This is a genomic window from Leucobacter exalbidus, assembly GCF_017834145.1.
GTDB lineage: Bacteria > Actinomycetota > Actinomycetes > Actinomycetales > Microbacteriaceae > Leucobacter > Leucobacter exalbidus.
The window spans coordinates 837,533-862,044 of record NZ_JAFIDA010000001.1; the positions used below are offsets into that span (position 1 = coordinate 837,533).

24 protein-coding genes are annotated in these 24,512 nt (G+C 65.3%); 1 reads left to right on the plus strand and 23 read right to left on the minus strand.

Annotated elements, in window-relative coordinates:
• Position 1: 1 nt before the first annotated feature.
• The 16 genes from JOF28_RS03855 to JOF28_RS03930 form a co-directional block, all read right to left on the minus strand.
• Positions 2-502, minus strand: a complete 501-nt coding sequence (locus JOF28_RS03855; protein ID WP_209704557.1) for a cell division protein SepF — start codon at positions 500-502, stop codon at positions 2-4.
• A gap of 31 nt (positions 503-533) precedes the next feature.
• On the minus strand, positions 534-1,217 hold the full coding sequence (locus tag JOF28_RS03860; RefSeq protein WP_209704558.1) for a YggS family pyridoxal phosphate-dependent enzyme: 684 nt from the start codon (positions 1,215-1,217) through the stop codon (positions 534-536).
• Positions 1,218-1,224: 7 nt separating this feature from the next.
• On the minus strand, positions 1,225-2,436 hold the full coding sequence (gene ftsZ, locus JOF28_RS03865) for a cell division protein FtsZ (RefSeq protein WP_209704559.1): 1,212 nt from the start codon (positions 2,434-2,436) through the stop codon (positions 1,225-1,227).
• 149 nt (positions 2,437-2,585) lie between these two features.
• Positions 2,586-3,773: a cell division protein FtsQ/DivIB gene (locus JOF28_RS14785; protein ID WP_209704560.1), complete on the minus strand. Its 1,188-nt coding sequence runs from the start codon at positions 3,771-3,773 to the stop codon at positions 2,586-2,588.
• A complete protein-coding gene (gene murC / locus JOF28_RS03875; protein ID WP_209704561.1) occupies positions 3,770-5,206 on the minus strand; it encodes a UDP-N-acetylmuramate--L-alanine ligase in 1,437 nt (478 codons plus the stop codon). Before murC ends, JOF28_RS14785 begins: the two co-directional genes overlap by 4 nt.
• Before the next feature lie 55 nt (positions 5,207-5,261).
• Complete coding sequence (locus JOF28_RS03880; RefSeq protein ID WP_209704562.1) at positions 5,262-6,335, minus strand: UDP-N-acetylglucosamine--N-acetylmuramyl-(pentapeptide) pyrophosphoryl-undecaprenol N-acetylglucosamine transferase; 1,074 nt, start codon at positions 6,333-6,335, stop codon at positions 5,262-5,264.
• A gap of 5 nt (positions 6,336-6,340) precedes the next feature.
• Positions 6,341-7,531: an FtsW/RodA/SpoVE family cell cycle protein gene (locus tag JOF28_RS03885; RefSeq protein WP_209704563.1), complete on the minus strand. Its 1,191-nt coding sequence runs from the start codon at positions 7,529-7,531 to the stop codon at positions 6,341-6,343.
• A 6-nt stretch (positions 7,532-7,537) separates the two neighbouring features.
• A complete protein-coding gene (gene murD, locus JOF28_RS03890; protein WP_209704564.1) occupies positions 7,538-9,028 on the minus strand; it encodes a UDP-N-acetylmuramoyl-L-alanine--D-glutamate ligase in 1,491 nt (496 codons plus the stop codon).
• A gap of 11 nt (positions 9,029-9,039) precedes the next feature.
• Positions 9,040-10,128, minus strand: coding sequence for a phospho-N-acetylmuramoyl-pentapeptide-transferase (mraY, locus tag JOF28_RS03895; protein ID WP_209704565.1), 1,089 nt, complete (start codon positions 10,126-10,128; stop codon positions 9,040-9,042).
• Positions 10,125-11,534: a UDP-N-acetylmuramoyl-tripeptide--D-alanyl-D-alanine ligase gene (locus JOF28_RS03900; protein ID WP_209704566.1), complete on the minus strand. Its 1,410-nt coding sequence runs from the start codon at positions 11,532-11,534 to the stop codon at positions 10,125-10,127. The genes mraY and JOF28_RS03900 overlap by 4 nt, the downstream gene beginning before the upstream one ends.
• Entirely contained in the window at positions 11,531-13,072 is a 1,542-nt protein-coding gene (locus JOF28_RS03905; RefSeq protein WP_209704567.1) for a Mur ligase family protein, read from the minus strand. The genes JOF28_RS03900 and JOF28_RS03905 overlap by 4 nt, the downstream gene beginning before the upstream one ends.
• A 25-nt stretch (positions 13,073-13,097) precedes the next feature.
• Complete coding sequence (locus tag JOF28_RS03910; RefSeq protein WP_209704568.1) at positions 13,098-14,891, minus strand: peptidoglycan D,D-transpeptidase FtsI family protein; 1,794 nt, start codon at positions 14,889-14,891, stop codon at positions 13,098-13,100.
• 24 nt (positions 14,892-14,915) lie between these two features.
• The gene (gene ftsL, locus JOF28_RS03915; RefSeq protein ID WP_245189859.1) at positions 14,916-15,503 is read right to left on the minus strand and encodes a cell division protein FtsL; all 588 of its coding nucleotides are present in this window, start codon (positions 15,501-15,503) and stop codon (positions 14,916-14,918) included.
• Positions 15,500-16,471: a 16S rRNA (cytosine(1402)-N(4))-methyltransferase RsmH gene (gene rsmH, locus JOF28_RS03920; RefSeq protein WP_209704569.1), complete on the minus strand. Its 972-nt coding sequence runs from the start codon at positions 16,469-16,471 to the stop codon at positions 15,500-15,502. The genes ftsL and rsmH overlap by 4 nt, the downstream gene beginning before the upstream one ends.
• Positions 16,472-16,482: 11 nt before the next feature.
• Positions 16,483-16,914 carry a division/cell wall cluster transcriptional repressor MraZ gene (gene mraZ / locus JOF28_RS03925; RefSeq protein ID WP_209706750.1) on the minus strand — a complete coding sequence of 144 codons (432 nt, stop codon included), beginning with the start codon at positions 16,912-16,914 and terminating at the stop codon, positions 16,483-16,485.
• Between the two features lie 392 nt (positions 16,915-17,306).
• Positions 17,307-17,696 (minus strand): DUF3040 domain-containing protein, encoded by a 390-nt coding sequence (locus tag JOF28_RS03930; protein ID WP_209704570.1) that lies wholly within the window; start codon positions 17,694-17,696, stop codon positions 17,307-17,309.
• Positions 17,697-17,769: 73 nt separating this feature from the next.
• Here JOF28_RS03930 and JOF28_RS03935 point away from each other — a divergent pair, with 73 nt between their 5' ends.
• Positions 17,770-18,867 carry a polyprenyl synthetase family protein gene (locus JOF28_RS03935; RefSeq protein WP_209704571.1) on the plus strand — a complete coding sequence of 366 codons (1,098 nt, stop codon included), beginning with the start codon at positions 17,770-17,772 and terminating at the stop codon, positions 18,865-18,867.
• Positions 18,868-18,960: 93 nt separating this feature from the next.
• Here JOF28_RS03935 and JOF28_RS03940 read toward each other — a convergent pair whose 3' ends face one another.
• From JOF28_RS03940 to JOF28_RS03970, 7 genes are all read right to left on the minus strand, one after another.
• Positions 18,961-19,350, minus strand: coding sequence for an Rv2175c family DNA-binding protein (locus JOF28_RS03940; RefSeq protein ID WP_209704572.1), 390 nt, complete (start codon positions 19,348-19,350; stop codon positions 18,961-18,963).
• A gap of 47 nt (positions 19,351-19,397) precedes the next feature.
• Positions 19,398-19,787, minus strand: coding sequence for an MmcQ/YjbR family DNA-binding protein (locus JOF28_RS03945; protein ID WP_209704573.1), 390 nt, complete (start codon positions 19,785-19,787; stop codon positions 19,398-19,400).
• Between the two features lie 70 nt (positions 19,788-19,857).
• On the minus strand, positions 19,858-20,568 hold the full coding sequence (locus tag JOF28_RS03950) for a hypothetical protein (protein ID WP_209704574.1): 711 nt from the start codon (positions 20,566-20,568) through the stop codon (positions 19,858-19,860).
• Positions 20,565-21,242, minus strand: a complete 678-nt coding sequence (locus JOF28_RS03955) for a hypothetical protein (RefSeq protein WP_209704575.1) — start codon at positions 21,240-21,242, stop codon at positions 20,565-20,567. The genes JOF28_RS03950 and JOF28_RS03955 overlap by 4 nt, the downstream gene beginning before the upstream one ends.
• Positions 21,239-22,039, minus strand: coding sequence for an ABC transporter ATP-binding protein (locus JOF28_RS03960; RefSeq protein WP_209704576.1), 801 nt, complete (start codon positions 22,037-22,039; stop codon positions 21,239-21,241). Before JOF28_RS03960 ends, JOF28_RS03955 begins: the two co-directional genes overlap by 4 nt.
• Positions 22,032-23,153 carry a FecCD family ABC transporter permease gene (locus JOF28_RS03965; RefSeq protein ID WP_245189860.1) on the minus strand — a complete coding sequence of 374 codons (1,122 nt, stop codon included), beginning with the start codon at positions 23,151-23,153 and terminating at the stop codon, positions 22,032-22,034. Before JOF28_RS03965 ends, JOF28_RS03960 begins: the two co-directional genes overlap by 8 nt.
• A gap of 4 nt (positions 23,154-23,157) precedes the next feature.
• Complete coding sequence (locus tag JOF28_RS03970; RefSeq protein ID WP_209704577.1) at positions 23,158-24,312, minus strand: ABC transporter substrate-binding protein; 1,155 nt, start codon at positions 24,310-24,312, stop codon at positions 23,158-23,160.
• Positions 24,313-24,512 lie beyond the last annotated feature (200 nt).

Consider the following 24,512-nt stretch of genomic DNA (forward strand, 5'->3'; position numbering starts at 1 on the left):
ATTACGCCGTGGGGGTAACGAAGAAAGACCCGTTTTCGTCGCGAGTGGCGGAGTCTTCACCCGCGATCTCGATGTGCTCTGGAGTCAGCAAGAAAACCTTGCTGGTGACGCGCTCAATGCGGCCGTGGAGCCCCATGGTGAGCCCGCTCGCGAAATCGATGAGGCGCTTCGCATCGCCATCAACCATCGCTGAGAGGTTGATGATGACGGGAATACCCTCACGGAAGTTTTCTGCGATAACCGTGGCGCCACTGTACTCGGTGGGGCGCACCGTCAGAATCTCGCTGAGCGGCTGCGGGGCAGCCTGGCGCGTCGGCGTGACGCGGCGCAACGGGGTCACCGCTGCGGCGCGCGGCTGCTGAGCTGCGGGGCGCGCGGCAGCAGGTTCTGCGACCGGTGCCGGTTGCGCAGCACGCTGCACCGGGGCAGCAGCAGCCTGCTCCTCGAGGTCCTCCTCAGCGAGGCCCAGGAATACCATGGTCTTCTTCAGGGGGTTACTCATCTTTATCTCCCAACGGTGCGATGGTCTGAGACTACCGGTGCTCCGGTCGTTTCCCTGTGATTGCGCTGCCGATCCTCAGGTGTGTCGCTCCGGCCGCGATAGCCTCGGCAAAGTCATGGGTCATTCCGGCAGAAATATCTGTGGCGGTGGGCTCAATGGCCCGCACCCGTTCAGAATATCCTGCGAGCCGCGCAAATGCGCTCTCGGGGGCTTCTTCCAGCGGGGCGACCGCCATCACACCGCGCAAGCGCAGGGCTGGTGCCGCAGCGACTCGCTCGGCAAGCCGGTCGAGGTCTGTGGGCGAAACTCCCCCGCGACCCGGATCATCGGTGAGGTTGACCTGCACAAACGCATCGATCACCCGATCACCCTCGGCGAGCGAATCAACGAGACGTTCGCGATCAATCGAGTGGATGGCGTGCGCGTAGCGCGCCGCCTGGCGCGCCTTCTTCGTCTGCAACTGCCCAATGAAGTGCCAGTTCAGATCAAGATCGGCCAGTTCAGCAGCCTTATCTTGGGCCTCCTGGTGCCGGTTCTCCCCCACATCAACGACGCCTAACCCGGCGAGCTCGCGAACGAGGCTCGCCGGGTGAAACTTCGTGACGACGATGAGCGTGGCACTCTCGGGCTCGCGGCCCGCGGCGCGGCACGCATCTGCAATACCGCCCTTAATCTGCAGAAGCCGATCCCCGAGGCCGGGGTATTCGTCAGACACGTCAGATCTACCTCAGAAACTCGGGGATGTCGAGGTCTTCGTCGTCATCGCCATCAAATGCGGGGTCGGGCAGCTGCGCTTCAACCGGGGGGTTCGAGAGCACTTCACCGAAGGCGGCGTTGCGTGCGTCAGCTTCGCGCTGCGCGTTCGCCTGGAACCCGGGGAACCCCAGGCCGGTGGCTTCGCTGATTGCCGGTGAGGGCACGTCTTCGAGGCGCTCGATGTGGCTGCCGCGGCGGCCGCGCTCGGGCACGGGGGCCGGTGCGGGCGAACCGTCATCGTCGAAGCCGGCGGCGATCACGGTCACGCGAACTTCGTCGCCGAGCGTGTCGTCGATGACGGTACCGAAGATGATGTTGGCTTCAGGGTGCACGACGTCTTGCACGAGCGTTGAGGCTTCGTAGATCTCGCTGAGCGCGAGGTTCGAGGAGCCCTGGATCGACAGCAGCACACCGTGTGCGCCCTCAACCGAGGCTTCCAGCAGCGGTGAGGCCACGGCGAGCTCGGCGGCCTTAATGGCGCGGTCTGCGCCGCGAGCCGAACCGATACCCATGAGCGCGGAGCCTGCGCCCTGCATCACAGACTTCACGTCGGCGAAGTCAAGGTTAATGAGGCCCGGGGTCGTGATCAGGTCGGTGATACCCGAGACACCCGCGAGCAGCACCTGGTCGGCGGCCGCGAAGGCCTCGATCATGCTAATGCCGGGCTCGCTGATATCGAGCAGGCGGTCGTTGGGCACCACGATGAGGGTGTCAACGGCCTCGCGAAGCGTGTGTACGCCAGCGTCTGCCTGCGCCGCACGGCGCTTGCCCTCAAAGCTGAAGGGACGGGTGACGACACCGATGGTCAGTGCACCGATCGACTTTGCGATCCGTGCAACAACGGGTGCTGCACCGGTGCCGGTGCCGCCGCCCTCGCCTGCGGTGACGAAGACCATGTCGGCGCCTGCAAGCGCTTCTTCGATCTCTTCTGCGTGATCCTCTGCCGCGCGACGACCCACCTCGGGGTCGGCGCCTGCGCCAAGCCCACGGGTGAGCTCACGGCCCACATCAAGCTTGACGTCGGCGTCACTCGCAAGCAATGCCTGTGCATCGGTATTTACGGCGATGAATTCGACGCCGCGCAGACCAAGCTCGATCATGCGGTTGACGGCATTCACGCCACCGCCGCCTACGCCGACGACCTTGATCACCGCGAGGTAGTTCTGGTTCGCTGCCACGTGAATCCCCTCCAACCTTCAACCTCTACCTGAAGTTCAAAGTTAGTATAGCTGTATACGTTTGTAGGCCTAACGGTATGGGTTCCGCCCACCGTGATGCGACAGACACGCCGCACCCCGTGGCATTCTCGCCTGATTTACAATCAGACTCACCGAAACACCGGCGCGTACGGCGATGAGACATCAATATTCTCGATCGGGCGATCGGCCAGCGCGGTGAGCATGGACTGCAGCACCACCGATTTGCGCTGCGTATCGGCGTCGCCGCCCCACGTCACCTGCAACCCATTGTCGAGGGTAAGCGTGACATCTTGCGCGCTCGTCGCGGTGATACTCACTACGCGCGCCCGCAGCTCGGCCGGCTGGTCGCGCACGACGCGAGCGGCCGCCGCAAACGCCGGTGACGCACGGTCGGTGATGGCGCCCGCGCCCACGGGCACCCCTGCAGCGGGTGCCTTGCCGCTACCCACCTTCACACCTGCGGCATCGAACTGATCGAAGGTGCCATTGTGTTCGATGGTAATCACCGGCACGCGCTCGGTAATCTGCACCACCAGCGTGTGCGGCGGAATACGCTCCACCTGGTACCGCTGAATCAGCGGAAACACCTCGAGTGCGCGGTGCACTTCAGCGTCATCGACGAGCGCGAGCGGCACCCCGTCGAAGCGAGAGAGAGCGCGCACCACATCGGCTTCGCGCACCGACTGAGCACCCTCCACGCGCACCTCGTGCACGGCGGTGACGGGCGTAAACGCGCACACCGCCACGAACGCCATAAGGGCGGCAATCACGCCCCCGGTAATCAACCAGCCGCGGCGTTGCCGTCGCAGGTCACGCGCGAAGCGATGACGTTCACGTCGTTCGCGGCGGCGGCGCAACCGCGTAGCCGCACGCACCCGCCGGTCGGCGGCCTGCACCGGATCCTTGGGCACTCCCACGCCCGCCCACGCGAGCGCCCGAGACACTGATGCTTTGGCATCGCCAATCGCCGTGGGTGCCGCGTCGGGGTTCGACGATTCTACGGCTGAGCCTGCTGCTGTACCATCGACGGCGCCATCGCCTAAATCGGCGCCGGCGAGATCGCCTGGATCGCTGAGCTCATCGAGGTGGTCGATGACATCGGTGAGCTGCGCATCGGGGTCGGCTGCGCCATCGCCCGGCGCTGTGGCGGCGGGGCTTGCCGCGCCCACCCCATCGGGGACGGGCGCGGGGGTGCGCCGCGGGTTCGCCGTCGGCCGGCTAAAGAACGACGGGGCAGGCTCGGGTGCTGGGCGCGCAACGGGAGCGGCCTCAGGAATGCCCTCTGGCTCGCGGTCGAAGCCGCCCGGCCGTTTCACGCGCCCTCAGGCTCGAACCGTGCTTGAAGTGCCTCAACAACCTGCGGGATGATGCGGTACACGCTGCCGCAGCTCATCGTCACCATGACGTCGCCGGGCTTGGCGATCGTCGCGAGATAGGCGGCAGCGTCGTCCCACTCGGGGACGTACGCGACCATCTCGGGGTTCACGAAGTCGTCTGAGACGAGCGCGCCGGTGATGCCGGCAACCGGGTCCTCGCGAGCACCGTCGACGGCGAGCACGACCGTGTGGTCGGCGCCCGCTTCGAGAGCCTGGGCAAATTCACGGTGGAACATGCTGGTGCGGCTGAACAGGTGGGGCTGGTGAATCGCGATGAGGCGGCCCTCGCCCACGACTGCGCGTGCCGAATCGAGCAGCGCCGCGACCTCGGTGGGGTGGTGTGCGTAATCGTCGTAGACGCGCACTCCCCCAACTTCGGCGTGGAATTCGAAGCGGCGCTTTGTGCCGCCGAACTCGGCGATCGCCGCCAGCGCGCGGCCGGCTTCGAAACCGAGCCCGGTGAGGACTGCGAGCGCGCCCACCGCGTTGACCGCGTTGTGCTTGCCGTAGACCGAGAGCTGGGCCTCATGACGTTCGAGTTCGCCGTTCGCGCCGGCGAGCTCGACGGTGAAGCGCACGGGGCCCGAATCATCGATGCCGACGATGCGCACATCTGCCGCGGGGTCTTCGCCGAAGGTGCGCACGGGCACCTGCGAGCCCGATGCACGCAGCGATTCCAACACCTCGCGGGCACCGGCGTCATCGCTCGAGATCACGATCTGCTCGCCAGATCCCTCAGCGAAATCGACGAAGGCCTGCATAAACGCTTCGCGCGAGCCGTAGAAGTCGAGGTGCTCGGGGTCAACGTTGGTGATCAACGCGATCGAGGTGTCATAGAGCAAGAATGACTTGTCTGACTCATCGGCCTCGATGACGAACAGGTCGTCACCGCCGGGGCCCGACGAGACGCCGAGGCTCTCGATGATGCCACCGTTCACAAACGAGGGGTCGGCGCCCGCGCCGAGCAGGCCTGTGACGATCAAGCCCGTCGAGGTGGTTTTGCCGTGGGCACCGGCGACCGACACCACGCGCTTGCCGCGGGCGAGCCAGGCGAGCGCCTGCGACCGGTGCAGCACGGGCAGGTTGTGCGCGAGCGCATACTGGTATTCGGGGTTGTCCTGCCACAGCGCGCCGGTGACGACGAGCGTGTCGGCGTCGCCCACGTGTGCGGCGTCGTGGCCGATAAACACGCGAATGCCCAGGGCTTCAAGCGCCTCGGTCGAGTAGTTTGCGCTTCGGTCTGAGCCGGTGACCTGCACGCCGGCCTGGTGCATCATGCGAGCGATACCGCTCATGCCTGATCCCCCAATGCCCACGAAGTGCACCCGTCCAATTTCTGCGGGAATTTCCATTTCGAGATCTGGGTAGATCATGTGCCCTCCTGAGCTGCGCAACTGACACTAAAGCGTACCGCGCAGAAGCTGCAAACTAGGCAGCAACCGCTTCGTGTACCAACTCGAGGAGTCGTTCGGTGCCGTCGAGCGACCCCGCCCCGCGCGCTGCCGCGGCCATCTGCGCGAGCTGCTGCTCATCGGTGATCAAGGGAATCAAGGTCTCGCGCACCCACTCGGGGGTGAGCTCGGCGTCTTCCACGAGCAGCGCACCGCCGGCCTCGACGACGCCCGCCGCGTTGTACCGCTGCTCACCGTTGCCGTGGCTGTAGGGCACGAACACTGCGGGCACACCGAGACCGGCGAGCTCGCTGACGGTCGTGGATCCGGCGCGAGAGACCGCGAGATCGCAGGCCGCGAGGGCAAGATCCATGCGGTCGCAATACTCGAGCACCTGGTAGCCAGCGACGCCGGGATCTTCGATCTCGGTGAGGCCACCCCAGATGTGCAGCACCTGCACGCCGGCCGCCGTGAGCGCTGCAGCCGAGCCCGAGATGCCGCGGTTGATGGCGCGGGCGCCGAGGGATCCGCCGGTGACGAGCAGCGTGCGGCCCGCAGGATCGAGCCCAAAGTGCGCGCGGGCTTCAGCCGCGAGCGCCGGGCGGTCGAGCCGCGTAATTTCGGGGCGCAGCGGCATGCCGGTGACCCGCGCGTGCGGGATCGGGGTGCCCGCGAACGTCACACCGACGTAGATGGTGGCGCGCGCGCCGAGCTTATTGGCCATGCCCGGGCGGGCGTTGGCCTCGTGAATCACGACCGGTACACCGGCTTTCGCCCCGGCACGGTACGCGGGGGCTGAGGCGTATCCGCCAAAGCCCACCACCACGTCGATGCTGCGCTCGGTGATGAGCTGGCGCACCTGGCGCACCGCACGTGCGAAGCGGCGCGGAAACTTCAGGGCCGCCACGTTGGGGCGGCGGGGAAACGGGAGTCGCTCAATCGTGACGAGTTCGTAGCCGCGCTCAGGAACGAGCCGGGCCTCGAGCCCCTCCTTCGTGCCGAGCACGGTGATGTTGGCCTCGGGTTCGGTCGCCCGAATCAGATCAGCGAGCGCGAGCAGGGGGTTCACGTGACCCGCAGTTCCGCCGCCTGCGAGCAGGTAGTTCGTCATGAGGCCTAGGCCCTTCCATTCGTCTGGGTAAGTTCTTCTTGGTAGCTCGCCGCGTCGCGCGCGATCGAGATCACCACGCCAATGGCGAGCAGGCAGGCAATGAGCGCGGTGCCACCCGCGCTGATAAGCGGCAGCGGCACGCCGAGCACGGGGAACACACGAATCACCACGCCAATGTTCACAAAGGCCTGGCCGATGATCCACACCATAATGCCGCCGACCACGGCGCGGCTAAAGCGGTCGCGGGCGCGCGCAATCACGCGCAGCATGACCACCGCGAGCGCGATAAACAAGCAGATCACGAGGAGCGCGCCGATGAGGCCAAGCTCCTCGCCGATGATCGCGAAAATGTAGTCGTTGTCTGCGGCGGGCAGCCACGACCATTTGGCTTTCGAGTTACCCAGGCCCACGCCGAAGAGCCCGCCGCCCGCGAGCGCCCACATGCCGTGGGTCGACTGCCAGCCGAGCCCGCTGTAATCTTCGTTGCCGCCGGCGTGCTCGAACAAACGGTTCATGCGGTTGGGGCTCGTAACAACGAAGAGGAACACCCCGAGCAGGCCGCCCGCGGCGACCGTTGCGAGCGATTTACCGCTGACGCCACCAAAGAACATGGCGCCGAAGACGAGGCCGGCCATAATCAGCACGGTGCCGAGGTCGCGCCCGGCCAGCACTACGCCGAGGGCGAGGAGCGCGCCGGGGAGGATCACGGGAATGAGTTCGTGCCGCATCTGATGCAGCAGCGGTTCCTTCCGCTGCAGCACCGCGCCCACCCACACCACGAGTGCGAGCTTCAGCGCTTCAGAGGGCTGCGCGGTGACCGAACCGATCTGAATCCAGTTTCGGTTGCCGTACTCTTCGATGCCGAGTGGCGTGAACACGAGCAACTGCAGTACCAGGCCCAGGCCGAGAAACCACCAGGCGCCCTTTTTCCAGAAGCTGAGGCGGCGTGACGCCGCAAAAAACATCAGCGGCAGGCCGATGAGGGCGAAGCCGGCCTGCTTCCAGAACCCGCCGAAGAAGCCCTGTTCGTCGAGATACGACGTGATCGATGATGACGACAGCACCATGATCAGGCCGATGCCCACCAGCAAGATGGTCAAGCCCCACAGGGCTGCCACCGTACGGTCGGAGCCGGGTTTCAGCGCCGCACCCAGGTGAATGCGCGCACGCCAGCCGCCTGGCTCCGAAGTGGTCACGATTCGCTACCCGAGGCTGCGCACCGCCGCCTGAAACTGGCGGCCGCGATCGGCATAGTCGGAGAACTGATCCATGGAGGCAGCCGCTGGCGACAACAACACGGTGTCGCCGGGCTCAGCGATGCCCGCGGCGGCGGTCACCGCGGCGGCCATCACGGCGTCATTGTCAGCTTCGGTGATCTCGACGACGGGCTTGTCGCCCAGGTGCCGCGCGAGTGCTGCGAGCACCTCGCCGCGCTCTGCGCCAATCACGACGGCGCCGCGCACGCGGTGTGCGTGGCGCGCCACGAGGGCATCGATGTCGACGCCCTTCAGCAGGCCGCCCACGATCCAGATGACCCGGTCGAGTGCGTTCAGGGATGCCTCGGCGGCGTGCGCGTTCGTGGCCTTCGAATCGTCGATGTAGGCGACGCCTGCGACCTCGCCGAGCTGCTCGGCACGGTGCGCATCGGGGGTGAAGCTCAGCACGGCGCGGGCGATCTCGGCGGGTTCGGCCCCGCGGGCACGGGCGAGGGCGCTCGCGGCGAGCACGTTCTGCACCATGTGCGGCTGCGCGATGCCACGGCCCTCAAGCTCTTCAAGTGTGACGAGTTCAAAAGCTTCGTTGCGGCGATCGGTGTGGAACCCGCGGTCGACGAGAATGCCGTCAACCATGCCAAAGCCGCTGGGGGGCGGCGCATCGAGGCCGAAGCTGATGGCGCGGGCGCCCTCAACCACATCGGCGCCCTCCACCATGCGTTCGGTTTGGAGGTCGGCGCGGTTGTACACGCACGCCACCTGGGTGTGCTCGAACACGCGCGCTTTTGCGGCCCAGTAGGCTTCGACGCTGCCGTGCCAGTCGAGGTGGTCATCGGCAAAGTTCAGGCAGGCGCTCGCGAACGGCGAGATCTCGCCGAGCCGCTCGAGCTGAAAACTCGACAGCTCGACCACGAGCGCGTCATACCCCTGCGGGTCGCGCAGCGCGTCGAGAATCGGGGTGCCGATGTTGCCCGCGGGCGTCACCCGCAGGCCGGCGGCCTGCAGCATATGCGCGGTGAGCTGCGTGGTGGTGGTCTTGCCGTTGGTGCCGGTGATGCAGATCCAGTCGGCAATGCGCGTCGTCTTGTCGCGCAGGCGCCAACCCAGCTCAATATCGCCCCACACGGTCACGCCGTGCTCGGCGGCCCACACCGTAAGCGGGTGATCGGGGCGGTACCCCGGCGACACCACGATCAGCTCGGCATCAAACGCCCGCAAATCAGCGAGCTGTTCGTCGTTGCCCGCGATGCAGGCGCGCTCAGCACCGATGACGTCGAGAAGCTTTTCGCGATCCGGATCAGGGGTGCCATAGATCACACGCACCCGTGCGCCCAGCTCAACGAGGGTGTCGGCCACCGAGAAGCCGGTGACGCCGAGGCCGAGTACGGCCACCCGCAGCCCGGTCCAGTCATCGTGCCAGCTGCTCAGCGCGCTGACGCGCGCGGTCACGGCCGCAATCGGGGAATGCTGTTCAGTCATGTCGTGCTCCATTACGGCTGCTGCAGCAGCCACTCAGCGTAGAACCCGCCGACGCCGGCGACGACGAACAGGCCCGCAATCATCCAGAACCGCACGACCACCGTCACCTCGGCCCAGCCTTTGAGTTCGAAGTGGTGGTGGATGGGGCTCATCAAGAAGATGCGTTTGCCCTTGGTGACCTTGAAGTAGATGCGCTGCACAATCACTGAACCGGTCTCGATGATGAAAAGACCGCCGATGAGCAGCAGCAACAGTTCGGTGTGGGTGAGCATCGCGAGCGCGGCAATCGCGCCGCCGATGGCCATCGATCCGGTGTCTCCCATGAACACCTGGGCGGGGTTGGTGTTCCACCACAGGAATCCGGCGATGCCGCCCAGGAAGGCCGCGGCTACGACCGCGAGATCCATGGGATCGCGCACGTCGTAGCAGCCGGGCTCGCTCGCCGTGGCGACGCACGACTGCGCCGACTGCCAGAACCCGATGACGAGGTAGGCGCCAAAGGCGAAGATGGCGGCACCGGCGGCGAGGCCGTCAAGCCCGTCGGTGACATTCACCGCGTTCGTGGTGGCCGTGACGATCACCATCACCCAGATGATGAACAAGATGATGCCGGCGATCGGGCCGAGGATCATGAAGTCAAACGACATATCGCGGAAGGCCGAGATGTGGGTCGACATGGGGGTCAGGCCTGCGTCATTGGCGAACTTCAGACCGAGCATGGCGAAGACCACCGCGATGATGACCTGGCCCGCGATCTTGGCCCAACCGCTGAGCCCAGCCGACTGCTGCATGCGCGTCTTCATGAAGTCGTCGATGAAGCCGACAAGCCCCGCGCCGACGGCCAAGAACAGTACGAGCAGTGCCGAGGGCGTGGGGGTCTCCCCCATCACCAGCTTGCCCAGGAAGTAGGCGATCACCGAACCCGAGAGGAAGATCAGCCCACCCATGGTGGGGGTGCCGCGCTTAACCTCGTGCTCTTTCGGGCCATCCACGCGAATGGGCTGGCCCCAACGCAGCTTGTTGAAGCCGCGCACAAACAGCGGGGTCAAAAGTAATGAATACAGCAGCGAGAAGCCGCCAGCGATCAGCAGTGCGATCATGCGAAGGCCTCTCCGAGTCGGTCGCCCAGCAGGTTGAGCCCTGCGGCGTTTGATGATTTCACGAGCACCGTGTCGTCGGGGCGCAGCGAGCTTTCGAGGTAGTCGAAGGCGTCGTCGCGGCTCTCAAAGAACACGCATTCGCCGTCCCATGAGCCCTCGTTGATGGCGCTGATGTGCAGGTGGCGGGCTTCGGCGCCGACCACCACGAGTTCTGAGATGCGCAGGCGCACCGCGAGCAGTGCAATGCGCAGGTGCTCTTCGATCGTGTACTCGCCGAGTTCGCTCATCGCGCCCAGCACGGCGACCGTGCGGCCGGTGGGCTTCTTGATCTGCGCGAGGGTTTTGAGCCCCGCGCTCATCGAATCGGGGCTGGCGTTGTACGCATCGTTGATGATGGTGATGCCGTCGCGACCACCCATGACCTCCATGCGCCAGCGTGCGGCGCGGGTGGCGCCCTCGAGCACCTCCACCACCTGTGACAGGGTGAGGCCGAGTTCGAGGCCCACGGTTGCCGAGGCAAGTGCGTTGGTGACGTGGTGCTCGCCGAGCACCTTGAACGAGACGGGCAAGCTTGCGCCGTCAGCGTGCAGGGTAAAGCGAGTTCCGTTGGCGTCAGCGTCGATGTCGGTGGCGCGCACATCGGCTTCGGGGTGCAGCCCAAACCAGCGCACGCGGGCGCGGGTGAGCTCGGCCATGCGGCCAACGTAGCCATCGTCGCGGTTCAGCACGGCGACGGCGGTCTCAGGCAGATCCTGCACCATCTCGCTCTTCGCTTCGAAGGTTGAGTTGATGCCACCAAAGCCGCCGGCGTGTGCCAGCCCGACGGTCAGCACGACGCCGATCTGGGGCGGAGCCATGCTGGTGAGCCGCTGGATTTCGCCGGCGGCGCTCGCCCCCATCTCGGCGACGAGGGTGCGCGTGTTCTCTTCGAGGCGCAACATCGTGAGCGGGCCGCCGACCTCGTTGTTAAACGATTTCGCCGACGCGACCGTCGTGCCCACGCGCTCGGCCATGGCGGCGACGAGGTTCTTGGTGGTCGTCTTGCCGTTTGAGCCCGTGATGCCCACGATCGTGAGATCGCCGGCCTCGCGTACACGGCGTACGACCTCGGTTGCGAGCGCACCCAGCGCGATGGTGGCGTCTGCCACCACGATCTGGGGTACGCGGTCATCGACCTCGCGTTCGACCACGAGCAGCGCAGCGCCGAGGTCAACCGCTTTACCGGCGAACAGGTGGCCATCGGTTTCTTCACCGTGGCGTGCGAAAAAGATGTTTCCCGCCGTCACTTCGCGTGAATCGGTCTGCGACTCGCCGCGCACAACGGTGCTCGCTGAAGCCCCGTTGTCGCCCAAGACGAGTCGCCCAGAGGTCGCCTCAGCGACCTCCTGGAGGGTGAGTTGAATCACTTAAGCAGTCCTGCCTCGCGGAGTGCCGCGCGTACCTCGTCGCGGGCTGAATACGGTAGTTTCTGGCCAGCGACTTCTTGATAGTCCTCATGTCCGGGACCGGCATATAGGATAACGTCGCCCGGGCCCGCAAGCGAAATGGCGAGCCGCACGGCCTTGCGCGGGTCGCCCTCTTCGATCACGGTGGCGTGGTTCGCTGAGTGAGCGCCAGCCAGCAGCTGCGCGCGAATCGCCTCGGGCGGTTCTGAGCGCGGGTGGTAGTCACACACAATCAACGTGTCTGAACCGGCAGCGGCGATGCGCCCCATGTCTTCACGCTTGGTCGTGTCGCGGTCGCCATCAGCGCCGAACATGAAAATAACCTTGCCGGGTGCGACCTCGCCCAGCGCTTCAAGCATCGCTTCGAACGCACCGGGGGTGTGCCCGTAGTCCACGAAGAAACGGGGGCCCTCGGTATCGGGCTCGGTCATTTCCTCGAGCCGGCCGGGGATAAACACCGGGATGCGGCCCTTGGTCAGGCCCGCTTCGATCTGCGCGAGGGGAATGCCCGCGTCGTGCAGCATAATCAGCGCAAGCGCCGCGTTCTCGGCCATGAAGCGGCCAAACAGCGGCACGCTGCCGCGGAAGTGGGCGCCGTCAGGGCCCTGCAGCACAAACGACACCGCGTCGAGGGTTTGGCGGGTGACGGCGAGGTGCCAATCAGCCGACTGCCCAAACTCGGTCGCGAGGCGGGTGACGGGAATCTTCGACTCGTGTGCAAGACGCTTGCCGTAGGCAGTGTCGACCACCACCACGCCGCGCTTGGCGTGCTCGGGGGTGAACAGTGCCAGCTTGGCCGCGAAGTAGGTCTCGAGGTCACCGAATTCATCGAGGTGATCCTGTGAGAAGTTGTTGAAGGCCACGACGTCAAAGTTCACGCCGTCAAGACGGTGGCGCACCACAGCCTGCGCCGACACCTCGATCGCAACGGCTTCAACGTCGCGCTCGGCCATGCGGGCGAGGAGCCCGTGCAGCTCACTCGCTTCGGGGCTGGTGAGGTCGGCGGGCACCACTTCGTCGCCAACGCGGCGCTCGGCGGTCGAGCTCAGCCCGGGCACGAGGCCCGCGGCCCGCATCAGCTCGGCGAGCACATACACGACGCTCGTTTTACCGTTCGTGCCGGTGATGCCAAACAGTTTGCCTGGAAAGTGTTCGGTGCCATACACCGCGGCCGCAACCTCGCCCATGATGGCGCGCGGGTGTGCGTCGGTGACCAGCACCGGCAAATCAACCGCGGCGGCGAGCTCGGCGCCTGCCGCGTCGGTCAGCATGGCGGTCGCGCCAGCCGCAGCGGCTGCGGCAGCAAACTCGGCGCCGTGTCGGTGTGCGCCGGGCATGCCGATGTAGAGGTCGCCCTCGCGTACGTCGCGCGAGTTGAGCGATACGCCCGTCGCTGCGGCGCCGGGCGCCGCCGTGCTGCGCAGCTCGAACCGGCGCGCGAGTTCTTCGAGAGGAAAGGGCGACGGATCATGCGGGCGAATACTGAGCGCATTACTCACGGGGTGGTGCCTCCTGCAGGCTAAATCAATACTCCGTAGGGAGTGGTGTGAACTCCCCCGTGGACGGCGGGATTTGGAACGTACGAATCGTGGCTTCTGCCGCTTCTCGGAACGCGGTCAGTGCCGCGGTGCTACCGTCGCCAGCCGCGGGGTATGCAATCGATGCTACCGCGACGTACTGGGGATCGTCGGCAGGGAAGATGCCCGCGAAGCTGTGCACGTAGTCTCCGCGGTAGCTTCCCTGGCCGTCAGACTGCTCTGCGGTACCCGTTTTACCGGCGACCCGGTAACCGGGAATCGCCACGAGGTCGGTGATCCACGACTGATCCACCACGGTTTCAAGCATCGAGAGCACCTGGCCCGCCGTGTCTGGGCTCACGACCGTAACTTCGTCGCCGTGGTCGGGCGTGGTGGTTTTACCGTTGGCGCCGGTGCAGCTTTTCACGATGCTCGGCGGCACGCGCACGCCGCCGTTAGCAATCGCTTGGTAGACCCCGGCGGTCTGCACGATGGTGGAGGATAGGCCCTGGCCAAACATGGTGTTGTAAGAGGTCTGTCGATCCCAATCGGCGCTGTTGTACAGCAGACCCGAGTCTTCCACGAGGAGCCCGGCCTGGGTCGACACACCGATTCCAAATTTGTGGAGGTAGTCGTAGCGGGCGTCGGCGCTGAGCGCGCTGCCCAGCATCGCCGTGCCCACGTTTGAAGACTGCGTCAGGATGCCGGTGAGAGTCCACGGCATCGGCTCGTGCGAGAACGAGTCGCCGAAGCGCACCCCGGGTTCGGGCTCAAGGTAGTCGGGGGTGAGGTTGTGGGTCTCGGGCGCTGCAAGCCCCTCTTCGATCAGCGCGGCCGCCGTGATCGTCTTGAACGTCGAGCCAGGCTCGTAGGGGTACACAAACGAGCGTGCCTCACGCTTAGACGCATCAGACGCGTCAACGTCGTTGGGATCGACCGAGCCGTCTTCGGCGACCGCAACGAGTTCGCCCGTCTTCACGTCCATCACGACGAGGAAGCCCCATTCGGCGGCGACCTTCTGCACCTGCGCGTTAATCGATTGCTGCGCTTCCCACTGCAGATCGCGATCAATCGTCAGTTCAACGGTGCCGCCGTTCACCGCTTTTCGGGTGACTACGACACTGCCGGGCAGTGCGACACCGTCAGCGCTGCGCTCGTAGGTTTCGAGGCCGTTAACCCCGGTGAGGCACTCCTCCTGCGATATCTCAACGCCAGCCTGCGGCACCTCATCGAGACCCGAGAAGCCGATCAGGTTGCCCGCCACGGCCCCGTTGGGGTAGCTGCGCTTGTGGTGGTAGTCGAAGGTCAGCCACGGAATCTTGAGCTCTTTGAGCTTGTTCAACGTCGATAGATCGATTGAGCGCTTGATGTACGCAAAGTCTGATTTCTTATCGATCGCGAGGGCGTCATCGATAATCTTCTGAATCTCGTCGGCCGTTTGACCGGTGACCTCACCGATCTGTTGGAAGGCTTCCTTCGAGGTGACCTCGATGGTGCCTGCCCCGCGTTCAATATCGGGGCCCCAAAACTTGCCGCCGTTTAGCTTCGTGTTTTTGGGCGACACGTTGACGTCGTAGCGTTCGTCGGTGGTGGCGAGCACGACCCCGTTGCGATCCACTACGTCACCGCGCAGGCTCGGCACCGTCACCGGCACGGCCCGCTTCTCGAAGGCATCGGCGTTGAGCGCGGCGGCGCTCATCACCTGCACGTCAGCCAAGCGCACCAAAAACACCAGGCCCATCACGACGATGATGGCGAGCGCGATGGTGCGGCGCAGTCTGCCGCTGCGTGCGCTCAGCATCCCGTGGCTCCCATGCGTATTCTCCTAGTGCGTGTCGGGGGCAGGCAATGTCCCCTTCCACCGTACTGGCGGGTCACTTGCTACTGCCTGGACGCCCGCACTGCGAGGAACGAGGAGTCCCTCAGCATCGACCACGGGCATCGATTCAAGAGTGGAGTTCGGCACAATGTTGCCCCGGGGATCACTCGTGATCGACTCGAGTGAGCCGAGTACGGCGCCGTCGCTCAGCCTGAGCGTCGCGGGGCGCACGTTTTGCACCATGCCGAGCGCCGCAGCGTTCTCTGCGAGGTTCTGCGGTGAAGACATTTTGCCGACATTTTGAGACAGCACACGTTCGACCCGGCTCAGGTCACGCTGTTCAACCTCGAGCGCACGGGCTTCGTACGCCCCCTGCGAGATAGCGATACTGAGACCCAGCTGCGTCGCAAAAATGGCGAGCACGATGCCCACGCCCACGAGCGAGGCCACCACGGGGCTGCGGCCGAGCTTGCGACGCGCCAGTGGCGCCAGCCTGAGGTGGCTGCGACGCTGCTCGTCGGGCGCACCCGGGGCATGCCCGATCGAGGCGCGGTGCGCAAAGAGGGCTTCGGTGTCGCGAGCGGTGGCACTCATCGGCTGGCCCTGAGTCGTTCCGCTGCGCGCAGGCGAACAGGGATGGCGCGCGGGTTCCGCGCGCTTTCCTCTTCGCCGGCAAGTTCGGCTCCGCGCGTGAGGAGTTTGAACTCGGGGCTGTGCTCGGGTAGTTCGACCGGCAAACCGGGCGGGGTCGTCGAGCGGCTGCGCTTGGTGAGCTCACGCTTGATGGCGCGATCCTCGAGCGATTGGTACGACATGATGACCGCGCGCCCGCCCACGTTCAGTGAATCAAGCGCGGCCGGAATCGCGCGCTCGAGCACGGTGAGTTCACCGTTCACCTCGATGCGCAGCGCCTGGAATACGCGCTTGGCCGGGTGACGCTGGTCACGTACGGCCGCGGGCGTGGCCTGCTGCAGCACGTCAACGAGCTGGCCGCTGCGCAGAATGGGTTCGACGTTACGGGCGGCAATGATGGCGCGCGCGTATCGGCCGGCCAGCGGCTCTTCGCCGTAGCGCTCGAAGATGGCGCGCAGGCGCCCCTCGGGGGCGGCCGCGATGACATCGGCGGCGGTCTCCCCGCGGGTTTGGTCCATGCGCATATCGAGCGGGGCGTCTTTTGCGTAGGCAAAGCCGCGGTCGGCGTCGTCAAGCTGCAGTGAGGAAACACCGAGGTCGAACAAGACGCCGTCAACGCCGGGGAACCCAGCGCCGGCGATCGCCTCGGCGATCTCGTCGTACACGGCGTGCACCCTGATGGCGCGGTCGCCAAACCGCTTCAAGCGCTCCCCGGCAAGGCCGAGGGCTTCAGTGTCGCGGTCAAGCCCGATGAGAGTCAGCCCCGGGTGAGCCTCGAGCAACGCCTCGCTGTGCCCGCCCATGCCCAGGGTTGCGTCAACGACCACCGCACCGTCGCGCGAGGCGGCGGGGGCGAGAAGTTCAAGGCAACGCTCAAGTAGCACGGGGGTGTGGAGCGCACTCGGGTCTCTAGATTCGTGTGTGATCATGTGTTTCCGGGCTAGAAAAGTCCCGGAATCACCTCCTCCTCGATTGCTGCGAACGCCGCTTCCTGCTCATTCAAGTACCGCTGCCATGCCTCGGCATCCCAGATCTCAGCTCGCGACCCTGCGCCGATAACGGCTAGTTCGCGATCGAGTCCCGCGTATTCGCGCAGTCCCTGCGGAATGGTGACGCGGTTCTGCTTATCTGGGGTTTCAGCGTGAGCCCCCGAGAGAAACACGCGCATGTAGTCGCGCACCTGTTTCGAGGAAACAGGTGCGGCACGTACGCGCTCGTGCATTTCGGTGAAGTCGCTTTCGCTGAATACGTATAGGCATCGTTCCTGGCCTCGGGTAATCACGAGGCCTTCGGCAAACTCGCCGCGAAACTTAGACGGCAGGATCAGCCGGCCTTTCTCATCAAGCCGGGGCGTGAAGGTTCCTAATAACAACGGACCCTCCCATCGACTCGACTTGGTTTCACACATTACTCCACTTTCATCCACTCCGCCCCATTTTTACCCAACACGCACACATCATGGCATCGAGGCCCGCGAATTCGGCGCTTTTAGTCGACAGGTGCCTGAGACACCGCCGTAGTCAGCGGTCGCGCAATCGCCCGCACGCGGCCAAAATCATCAAGAAATGGCCGTTTTTCCGTCGCCGAAGCCGCGAGGTGGAGCGAAGTGGAGCCAAAGTGGAGCCAAAGTGGCAGCGGGCTGCGGTTTGGCACCGCCAAACCCAGAAACAGCCGGGAAATAGCAAAGGGACCGTGGCGCGCATGCGCCACGGTCCCTTACTTACTAATTACTTACTGCATTCGGCGGGTGAGCCACCCAGCGTCCTAGCGGTCGCCATCCATGCGTTCGTCCCAGCGACGCTCCATGCGATCGCTGAACGACTCGCGCGGGGTGCGCTCCTTGCGGCCCGCCCCTGACTGATTCACTGGACTGGCGTCAGACTCAAATGCGTCTGCCTTGCCCGGGGTAAACATCAACAGCACTCCCCCCAGCATGGCGGCGAACCCGATCAGGCCGAGCCACAGCTGCTGCGCTGCCACTCCACCCACGAGCACACCAATACCAACCAGCGCCAAGACAATACCCAGTACCAGTGAACGATAGTTCACTCGGCGACGACTGCCCGAGACCGTTTGCATTACGTCGGCCTCGCTTTGATAGAGCCCGCGCTCCATCTCGTCAAGCAGTCGCTGTTCGTGTTCTGACAGCGCCATGACGACCCTCCCGACCGTTCTAATACTTTCCTACGCTCAGTCTACGTTGCCCACACCGAAGTAGGCTAGTTACGTGCACGAAACGACACGACTCGCAGGGCTTCTTCAGGAGCGAATCAACGACACGCTGGGCCGGCATCGCGAGGCCCTCGCGCCACTCGGCCCCGACGCGGGTGCTGTCCTCGATGAGGCGACCCAATTTCTGCAGGGCGGCAAACGATTCCGCGCCCAGTTTGCGGTGCTGGGATACCGAGCGATACGGCAGCTCGATGTCTCGGGTGATGTCGACGCCGAGTTTGGGGCGGTGCTTGATGCCGCGTGCTCACTCGAGCTGTTCCACGCCGCCGCCCTCATCCACGACGACATCATCGACCGCTCTGACACGCGGCGTGGTCGCCCGGCCACGCACCGCAGTTTTGCTGCGATGCACCGCGACAGCGGGCTCCGCGGCGATGCAGATCACTTCGGCACCGCCTCGGCGCTGCTCGTTGGTGATTTGCTGCAGTCATGGGCCGATGAGCTCATGCAGGCGGCTTGCGCGGCGGTAGATCGCGAGCGCGGTGACCGCGCACGCGTGCACTTCAACCGCATGCGCAGCGAGGTGGCCGTCGGCCAGTACCTCGACGTGCTCGAGGAGCAGCAGCCCCGCTTTGCCCCGCACAACGAGCAGCTTGAGCGCTCCACGCGGGTGCTCGTCTACAAGTCAGCCAAGTACAGCGTTGAAGCACCGCTGCTCGTGGGCGCGGCCCTCGCCGGCGCCACCCTCGAGCAGGAAGCGCCCTTGGCGGCATTCGGCCTTCCCGTCGGAGTAGCGTTTCAGCTGCGCGATGACCTACTGGGCGTATTCGGTGACGAACAGGTCACCGGCAAGCCCGCGGGTGACGACCTCATCGAGGGCAAGCGCACCGTACTGGTCACCCTCACGCGCGAAACGCTGCCGCACACGCAGCAGAACATCTTTGATGAACTGCTTGGCACCGACCTCGACGTTGAAGACGTGCGCATGCTGCAGCGCACGATTCGCGAAAGCGGTGCGGTCGAAGAAGTTGAAGGCATGATTACGCGCAACGTCGACCGCGCGGTGGGGGCACTCCAGGGCTCCCCCGTGCGCCCCGACGCCGCGCACCTGCTCGCCCAGCTCGCCGAGAGGGCCGCGCAGCGCACGGCGTAGCCCTCGACGTAGCCCTCAATGCAAACGGGTGCCCGGCAGCTGAGCTGCCGGGCACCCGTTTGTCATCTGCGCTTGCAGGTGGGCCGTAAAGCGTTAGAAGGCGAGGCCCTGAGTTGCACGGCGCACCGCGCTCTTGTTGCCCGAAAGCAGGGTGTCGATGGGGCGTGCGCCCAGTTCATCGTTGACCGACATCAACCACTCAACGGCTTCGTCGTCAGAGAATCCGGCGTCGAGCAAGGCGAGCAGCGTGCCGCGCAGTGCGGGCAGCGGTTCAGTGCCTTCGACGAACTCTGCGGGCACGCGCAGGCTGCCATTGACGCGCACCGTGGCGAGGTAGTGATCCTCGATCAGGCGGTGAATGCGGCCGGGGGTTGCGCTAAAGCGCTCCACCAGGTCGGCGATAGTAAACATTTCGGGCTCTGAAGCGTTGCTGTGTGACACGCCACCACTCTGCCACTGGTGAGTGCCCTGCGCAATCGCCATGCCGCAATCCATGCTGAGAATCGGGCATTTACCCCCTGCGGCAAGCGCTATGGCCGTGTGCTGCGCCCGAATGTTTCGGGGTTCACTGGCCGAACTGCGCGCGGCAGAGTTTCGAGCACGAGTAAATATGATTCGGTGACGAGGTCGAGAAACAGTTCGAGGTCGAGTGTGGTGCCTGCCCGCACGGTGATCCAGTGTCGTTTGTTCATGTGGTAGCCCGGGGTGATCTGGGGGAAGGCTTGCTGCAGCACCTGGGAGTCTGCGGGGCGGGCTTTGAGGGTTACGACCGGTTCGTCGCGCACGGTGCTGGCGAGCAGAAATACTTTGCCGACGATTTTGTAGACGTCGTGGTCGGGCCCGAAGGGGTGTTCGAGGGTCGCGCCTGGCAGTTGCTCGGCGCGCTGAAACGCGTGTTGCTGAAGTTCGCTGCCGTTCATGTGGGTTCCCTCGATCGGTGGCTGGGCAGGCGCTCGCCCGCTGCCCACGCTACCCGATGCGATGCGCCCGTTACGGCGCGAGCTGCCCCGATGCGATCCGCGCGATGGCCCGGTCTTCGGCCCACCGCAGGGTTTGGCAGAGCAGCTGGGTGGCGCCCGGCATGAACCCTGCGCCGTGATGAAACACCGGATCCATAGTGGTCATGAAGATTTCACCTGGCGTGGAGACGCGGTCGATATAGGTGGTGGCCCCCACCTCCACACCGTTTTCTTCGACGGTGACGAGTGGGATCGCGCCCACGGGTGGCTGGAAGATGCCGTGGTGGTGCCAGATCATGGCGCGCTTTGTAAAGTAGGGCCAGACCTGGTCGTCGAGGTTGCGAATGCGCATGCCGTGGTCTTCGCCGGTGCGCCACCACCAGAAGTTGGTGGGGCGGGCTTCCCAGGTGATGCCGGGCACCCATTCGTGGGCGGCGTTCTCGCCGAAGATGACGAGCACTCCCCCGCGTTCGGCGACCGCCCAAATGTCTGCGGCGCGGCGCGCGAGCAGGCCCGGGTGTTCACGGTCGGCGACGATCACGATATCGAAGGCGTCAAGTCCCCCGGGTTCGAGGTCGGGCAGGTACACCGTTTCGATCTGGTGTGGGGTGAGGGCCGGGTCTGCGAGGGCCGAGAGCTGGTAGCCGCTTGCGGTGTGCAGCAGGGCGGTGCGCGGCAGCCGCGGCGCAGGCGCAGACGTAGACGAAACCGCGCTTTGGGTCTGGGGATGTGTGTGGGTCATCGGGTGCTTCCTAGCCAGGCGCGAACGTTGGGGGCGAAGCTACCGAGAGTGGTGCCCGGCGCATCGGGAAATGCTTCGAGGTCGAGGCCCTGGTGCACGGCGACCTCGCCGTCGCCCAGGGGGAAGGCGTAGTCGATGGGGGCGCGCAGCGGCCCGATCGTGTTGATGACGGTGGCGTCTGCGGGCAGGCGTACGGCGTAGCCGCGGCCGTAGAACCCGGCGACTCCAATCTGTTCGAGCTCTGCGCGGGTGTGGGCTCCCGGTACCCCGGTGCGGTAGAGCACATCGGCGAGGTCGATGCCCTGCCAGATCGGGTGGGGGTTGGCGGGTTCGATGACGAGGTCTTCGGGGCGCGAGAACATGAGCTTGCGCCATTTGGGGAGGCCGGGCAGAAATGGTTTGGTGACGTGGCCGTTGATGAGCACGCGGCCACCGGCCCGCACGAACGCTTCGAGCTTGGGTTGCTGCCGTGACAGAAACTCTTGGTCGCACATGCCGGTGATGAGGATGCCCGTTACCCCGTCGAGGTTCAGGTGCGCAAAGTCGTAGATGTCGACGCGTTCGATGGGGTCGTGGGCGACCACGGGGGTGGCCCCCATTTGCGCGGGCCGGTTCGGCGACGACACGAGCGCGATGATGCGCACGCCCGTCGACTCAGGATCGTGGGTGGTCATGCGACTGCTTTCTGTGGGACGGGAAGGAGGCATTGCCGGGCGCACCCGGTGCCCGGCACCCCGAAGTCTGGAACGGTGATGTGTTGGTCGGTGTCACGCACCGAGACGTACCCGGTGGCGATGGGAAGCCCGTACAGCGCGCTGAGGGTGTCGCTGGTGAGCAGCTCGGTGGTGGGCCCGACGCGAATGTCGTCGCTGTCGACGATGAGCATGGTGGTGTCGGCGATGCGCAGGGCGTGGTCGAGGTGGTGGGTAGTCATGATGATGGCCATCCCCTCGTCGGCGAGCCGGTGCAGCACCTGCAGCACACGGGCCTGATTTTTAAGGTCGAGCGCCGAGGCCGGCTCATCGAGCACCATCGCGCCGCACTCGGTCGCGAGGGCCCGGGCGATGAGCACCATCTGGCGTTCGCCCCCTGACAGGCCGCGAAAGTCGCGGTGCGCCAGGTGCCCGATGCCGACGCGCTCAATGGCGGCCATCGCGGCCGCGCGATCGGCCGCTTGCGGGGTGCCGTACGCCCGAATGAACCGGGCCCGGCCCATCAACACCATCTCGATCACCGCGAACGAGGTGGCGGTCGAGTGTGACTGCGGCACATAGCCGACGTGCACGCTGTGCGCCACTGATCCGGAGCTGGCCTGTTGTACGCCCGCCAGGCACTTAATCATCGTGGTTTTGCCGCGCGCGTTGGGCCCGAGTACCGCCATCACGTGCCCGGGGGCGAGCTCGACGCTGACGTCGCGAAAGATCCAGCGATCGCCGTCGTAGCTGTGCGATATCTGGTCGGCCTTAATCATTGATCCACGCTTTCTTTCCCATGCGTGCGAGCAGCACGATAAACACCGGCGCCCCAATGACCGCGGTGAGAATGCCCAGCGGCACCTCGGTTGACACGAGCGATCGCGAGAGTGTGTCGACGAGCGTCAGATACCCGCCGCCGATCATGAGCGATGCGGGCAGCAGCACTCGGTTATCGCTGCCCACGATCAGCCGCGCAATGTGGGGCACGAGCAGCCCGACCCAGCCGATCGCGCCCGAGACCGCGACGGCCCCGGCGGTGAGCAGCGCTACGGCGATGAGCAAAATGCTCCGGATCGCCTTCGGTTTCAGGCCCAGCGCCTGTGCGTCTTCGTCGCCGAGGGTGAGCACGTTGAGGCGCCAGCGCAGCGCGAAGATCACAATCCCGCCAATCAGCAGCGGAATCAGCGCCGTGAGCACTTTGGCGTAGCTGGCGCTCGCGAGCGACCCCAGCAGCCAGAAGGTGATCGAGGGCAGCTCGGTGTAGGGGTCGGCGAGGTAGGTCTGCAGTGAGACCAGCGCGCCGAAGAACGCGCTCACCACCACTCCGCCGAGCACGATCATCAGCAGCGGGGAGGATGACCCGATGCGGCCAATAAACATCACGAGTAAGAGGGCGACGATGCCGAAGGCGAAGGCGCCGCCGATCAGCCAGCCGGTTCCCAGGCCGAGCACCATAATCAGCACCCCGCCAAATGAGGCCCCGGCAGATACCCCAAGCACCTCGGGGCTGACGAGGGGGTTGCGGAAGACGCCCTGCAGCACCGCGCCCGCCAGCGCAAGCGCCGAACCAACGATGAGCGAGAGCAGCACGCGCGGCATGCGCACATCGAACACGATCGTCGCTTCCTTCGCGAACCAGGTCTGCTCGATCGGCAGCAGCTGCCCGGCGAGCATGCGCGCCACTTCCACGGGCGGCACCACATACCGGCCGACGGCGAGCGCAATGATCGCGATCACGATGACGCCCACGGCAATGAGCGGCAGGGTGACGAGCCGCGTGCGGCGCGTGGGGTCGAGGTCATGCTGCGCTGCGGCTGCCGCGCTCGTGTCCACCGGGGTGGTCGCGGGCTCAGGCTCGATGCGCGGCCTCGGGTGTGATGTAAGCCGCATGGGTCTAGCGTTCGAACTGGTCATAGTTCGCGGCCTGACCGTTGATGTCGAACCGCAACACATCGTCGATCTCGTCGTCGGTGAGGGTGTACCCGTAGAGGAACTCGTACAGCTCAACCATTTCGGCGCGCAGATCGTAGCTCGCCGTCTCGGGGTACAGCACCTGGGTGGCCCAGATAAAGCTCAGCGTCGATTCGGCGCTGGGCGGATCCCACCAGAAGCCGCCCGAGGGCATTGCATAGATGCGCTTGTTCTGCACGGCCTGCAGACCAGCGAGGGCCGGATCTGCGTAGATATCGGCCGGCACGAGCGGTGACATCGCCGAGGTGAAGATCACCTCTGGATCCCACTCGAGAATCTGCTCGATGCTGGTGGCGCTCGCGGTCTGGTATTCGACGCCTGCGGCCACGTTCGTGGCACCCGACATGGTCATCCAGGTGTTCATGTAGGCGTCGGTCGAGCTCATGCCCGCGTTGTAGCCGCCATCACCCGCGGAACGCAGGAAGATCGTGGTGGGGCTGTGGGTCTGCTTGGCGGCGAACGCTTCGATGTCGGCGATGGTACCGTGCATGCGCTCCAGCAGTTCTTCGCCGCGCGCTTCTTGGCCCAGCAGCGTCGAGAACATTTCGATCCACGCCTCGAGGTCTTTTTGTGTGCCGTACTCGAGGCCGATCACGGGGTACCCCGCGTCTTCAATGGGTGAGACGTACACGTCGCTGTCGCCCTGGTCGGCCCACTGAATCACTACGTCGGGGTCGATCTCGGCGATGGTTTCGACATTGGGCACAAAGTCTGAGCCCGAGATCACGGTGTTGGTGAGGGCACCGGGGAACATCGTGGCGAACACGCTTCCGTCATCGCGTTTGATGGTCGATTCGTTGATCCCCACAATGCGGTCGTAGCTTTGATCGATCGCGGTCAGCATCGACGGGGCCGGAATCACGGTGGTCGCGATCTTCTCGATCGGCTCGGTGAAGGTGTGCGTGACGCCGCGCTGGTCGGTGACCACGATCGGCTCGTCGAGCGTCTTCGCGCCGCCAGCCTCGGCGCTGGGCTCAGCGGTGGCGACGGCTTCGCGAGCGCTGCAGCCGCCCAGCAGTGCGGCGGCGGCAAGCCCGAGTACGAGCACTCCCGCGGTGTTGCGGGTAACGCGCCTCATGGGCGTCGTTCTCAAAATGGGCATCACAAATAGTCCCTTCGGCCCCACCTTGGGGCGTCACATCACGACAGGAAGACGTGATCAGCAGTTGTTTTGCCCGGCATCTTGGGCAACCTTGATCACTGTATTGTATTCATCTGACCAAGGCAAGCCTTACCTACATCTGATGTGTCTTGGGTGTCCGGAAGCACGCAGCACAC

Excerpts from the sequence above, each read along its gene's own strand:
- JOF28_RS03855 (WP_209704557.1), bottom strand. The coding sequence starts at position 502 with ATGAGTAACCCCCTGAAGAAGACCATGGTATTCCTGGGCCTCGCTGAG.
- murC (WP_209704561.1), bottom strand. The coding sequence starts at position 5,206 with ATGATCTACCCAGATCTCGAAATGGAAATTCCCGCAGAAATTGGACGG.
- JOF28_RS03880 (WP_209704562.1), bottom strand. The coding sequence starts at position 6,335 with ATGACGAACTACCTGCTCGCAGGCGGCGGAACTGCGGGTCACGTGAAC.
- murD (WP_209704564.1), bottom strand. The coding sequence starts at position 9,028 with ATGACTGAACAGCATTCCCCGATTGCGGCCGTGACCGCGCGCGTCAGC.
- mraY (WP_209704565.1), bottom strand. The coding sequence starts at position 10,128 with ATGATCGCACTGCTGATCGCTGGCGGCTTCTCGCTGCTGTATTCATTA.
- JOF28_RS03910 (WP_209704568.1), bottom strand. The coding sequence starts at position 14,891 with ATGCTGAGCGCACGCAGCGGCAGACTGCGCCGCACCATCGCGCTCGCC.
- ftsL (WP_245189859.1), bottom strand. The coding sequence starts at position 15,503 with ATGAGTGCCACCGCTCGCGACACCGAAGCCCTCTTTGCGCACCGCGCC.
- rsmH (WP_209704569.1), bottom strand. The coding sequence starts at position 16,471 with ATGATCACACACGAATCTAGAGACCCGAGTGCGCTCCACACCCCCGTG.
- JOF28_RS03930 (WP_209704570.1), bottom strand. The coding sequence starts at position 17,696 with ATGGCGCTGTCAGAACACGAACAGCGACTGCTTGACGAGATGGAGCGC.
- JOF28_RS03940 (WP_209704572.1), bottom strand. The coding sequence starts at position 19,350 with ATGGCGATTGCGCAGGGCACTCACCAGTGGCAGAGTGGTGGCGTGTCA.
- JOF28_RS03945 (WP_209704573.1), bottom strand. The coding sequence starts at position 19,787 with ATGAACGGCAGCGAACTTCAGCAACACGCGTTTCAGCGCGCCGAGCAA.
- JOF28_RS03950 (WP_209704574.1), bottom strand. The coding sequence starts at position 20,568 with ATGACCCACACACATCCCCAGACCCAAAGCGCGGTTTCGTCTACGTCT.
- JOF28_RS03955 (WP_209704575.1), bottom strand. The coding sequence starts at position 21,242 with ATGACCACCCACGATCCTGAGTCGACGGGCGTGCGCATCATCGCGCTC.
- JOF28_RS03960 (WP_209704576.1), bottom strand. The coding sequence starts at position 22,039 with ATGATTAAGGCCGACCAGATATCGCACAGCTACGACGGCGATCGCTGG.
- JOF28_RS03965 (WP_245189860.1), bottom strand. The coding sequence starts at position 23,153 with ATGCGGCTTACATCACACCCGAGGCCGCGCATCGAGCCTGAGCCCGCG.
- JOF28_RS03970 (WP_209704577.1), bottom strand. The coding sequence starts at position 24,312 with ATGAGGCGCGTTACCCGCAACACCGCGGGAGTGCTCGTACTCGGGCTT.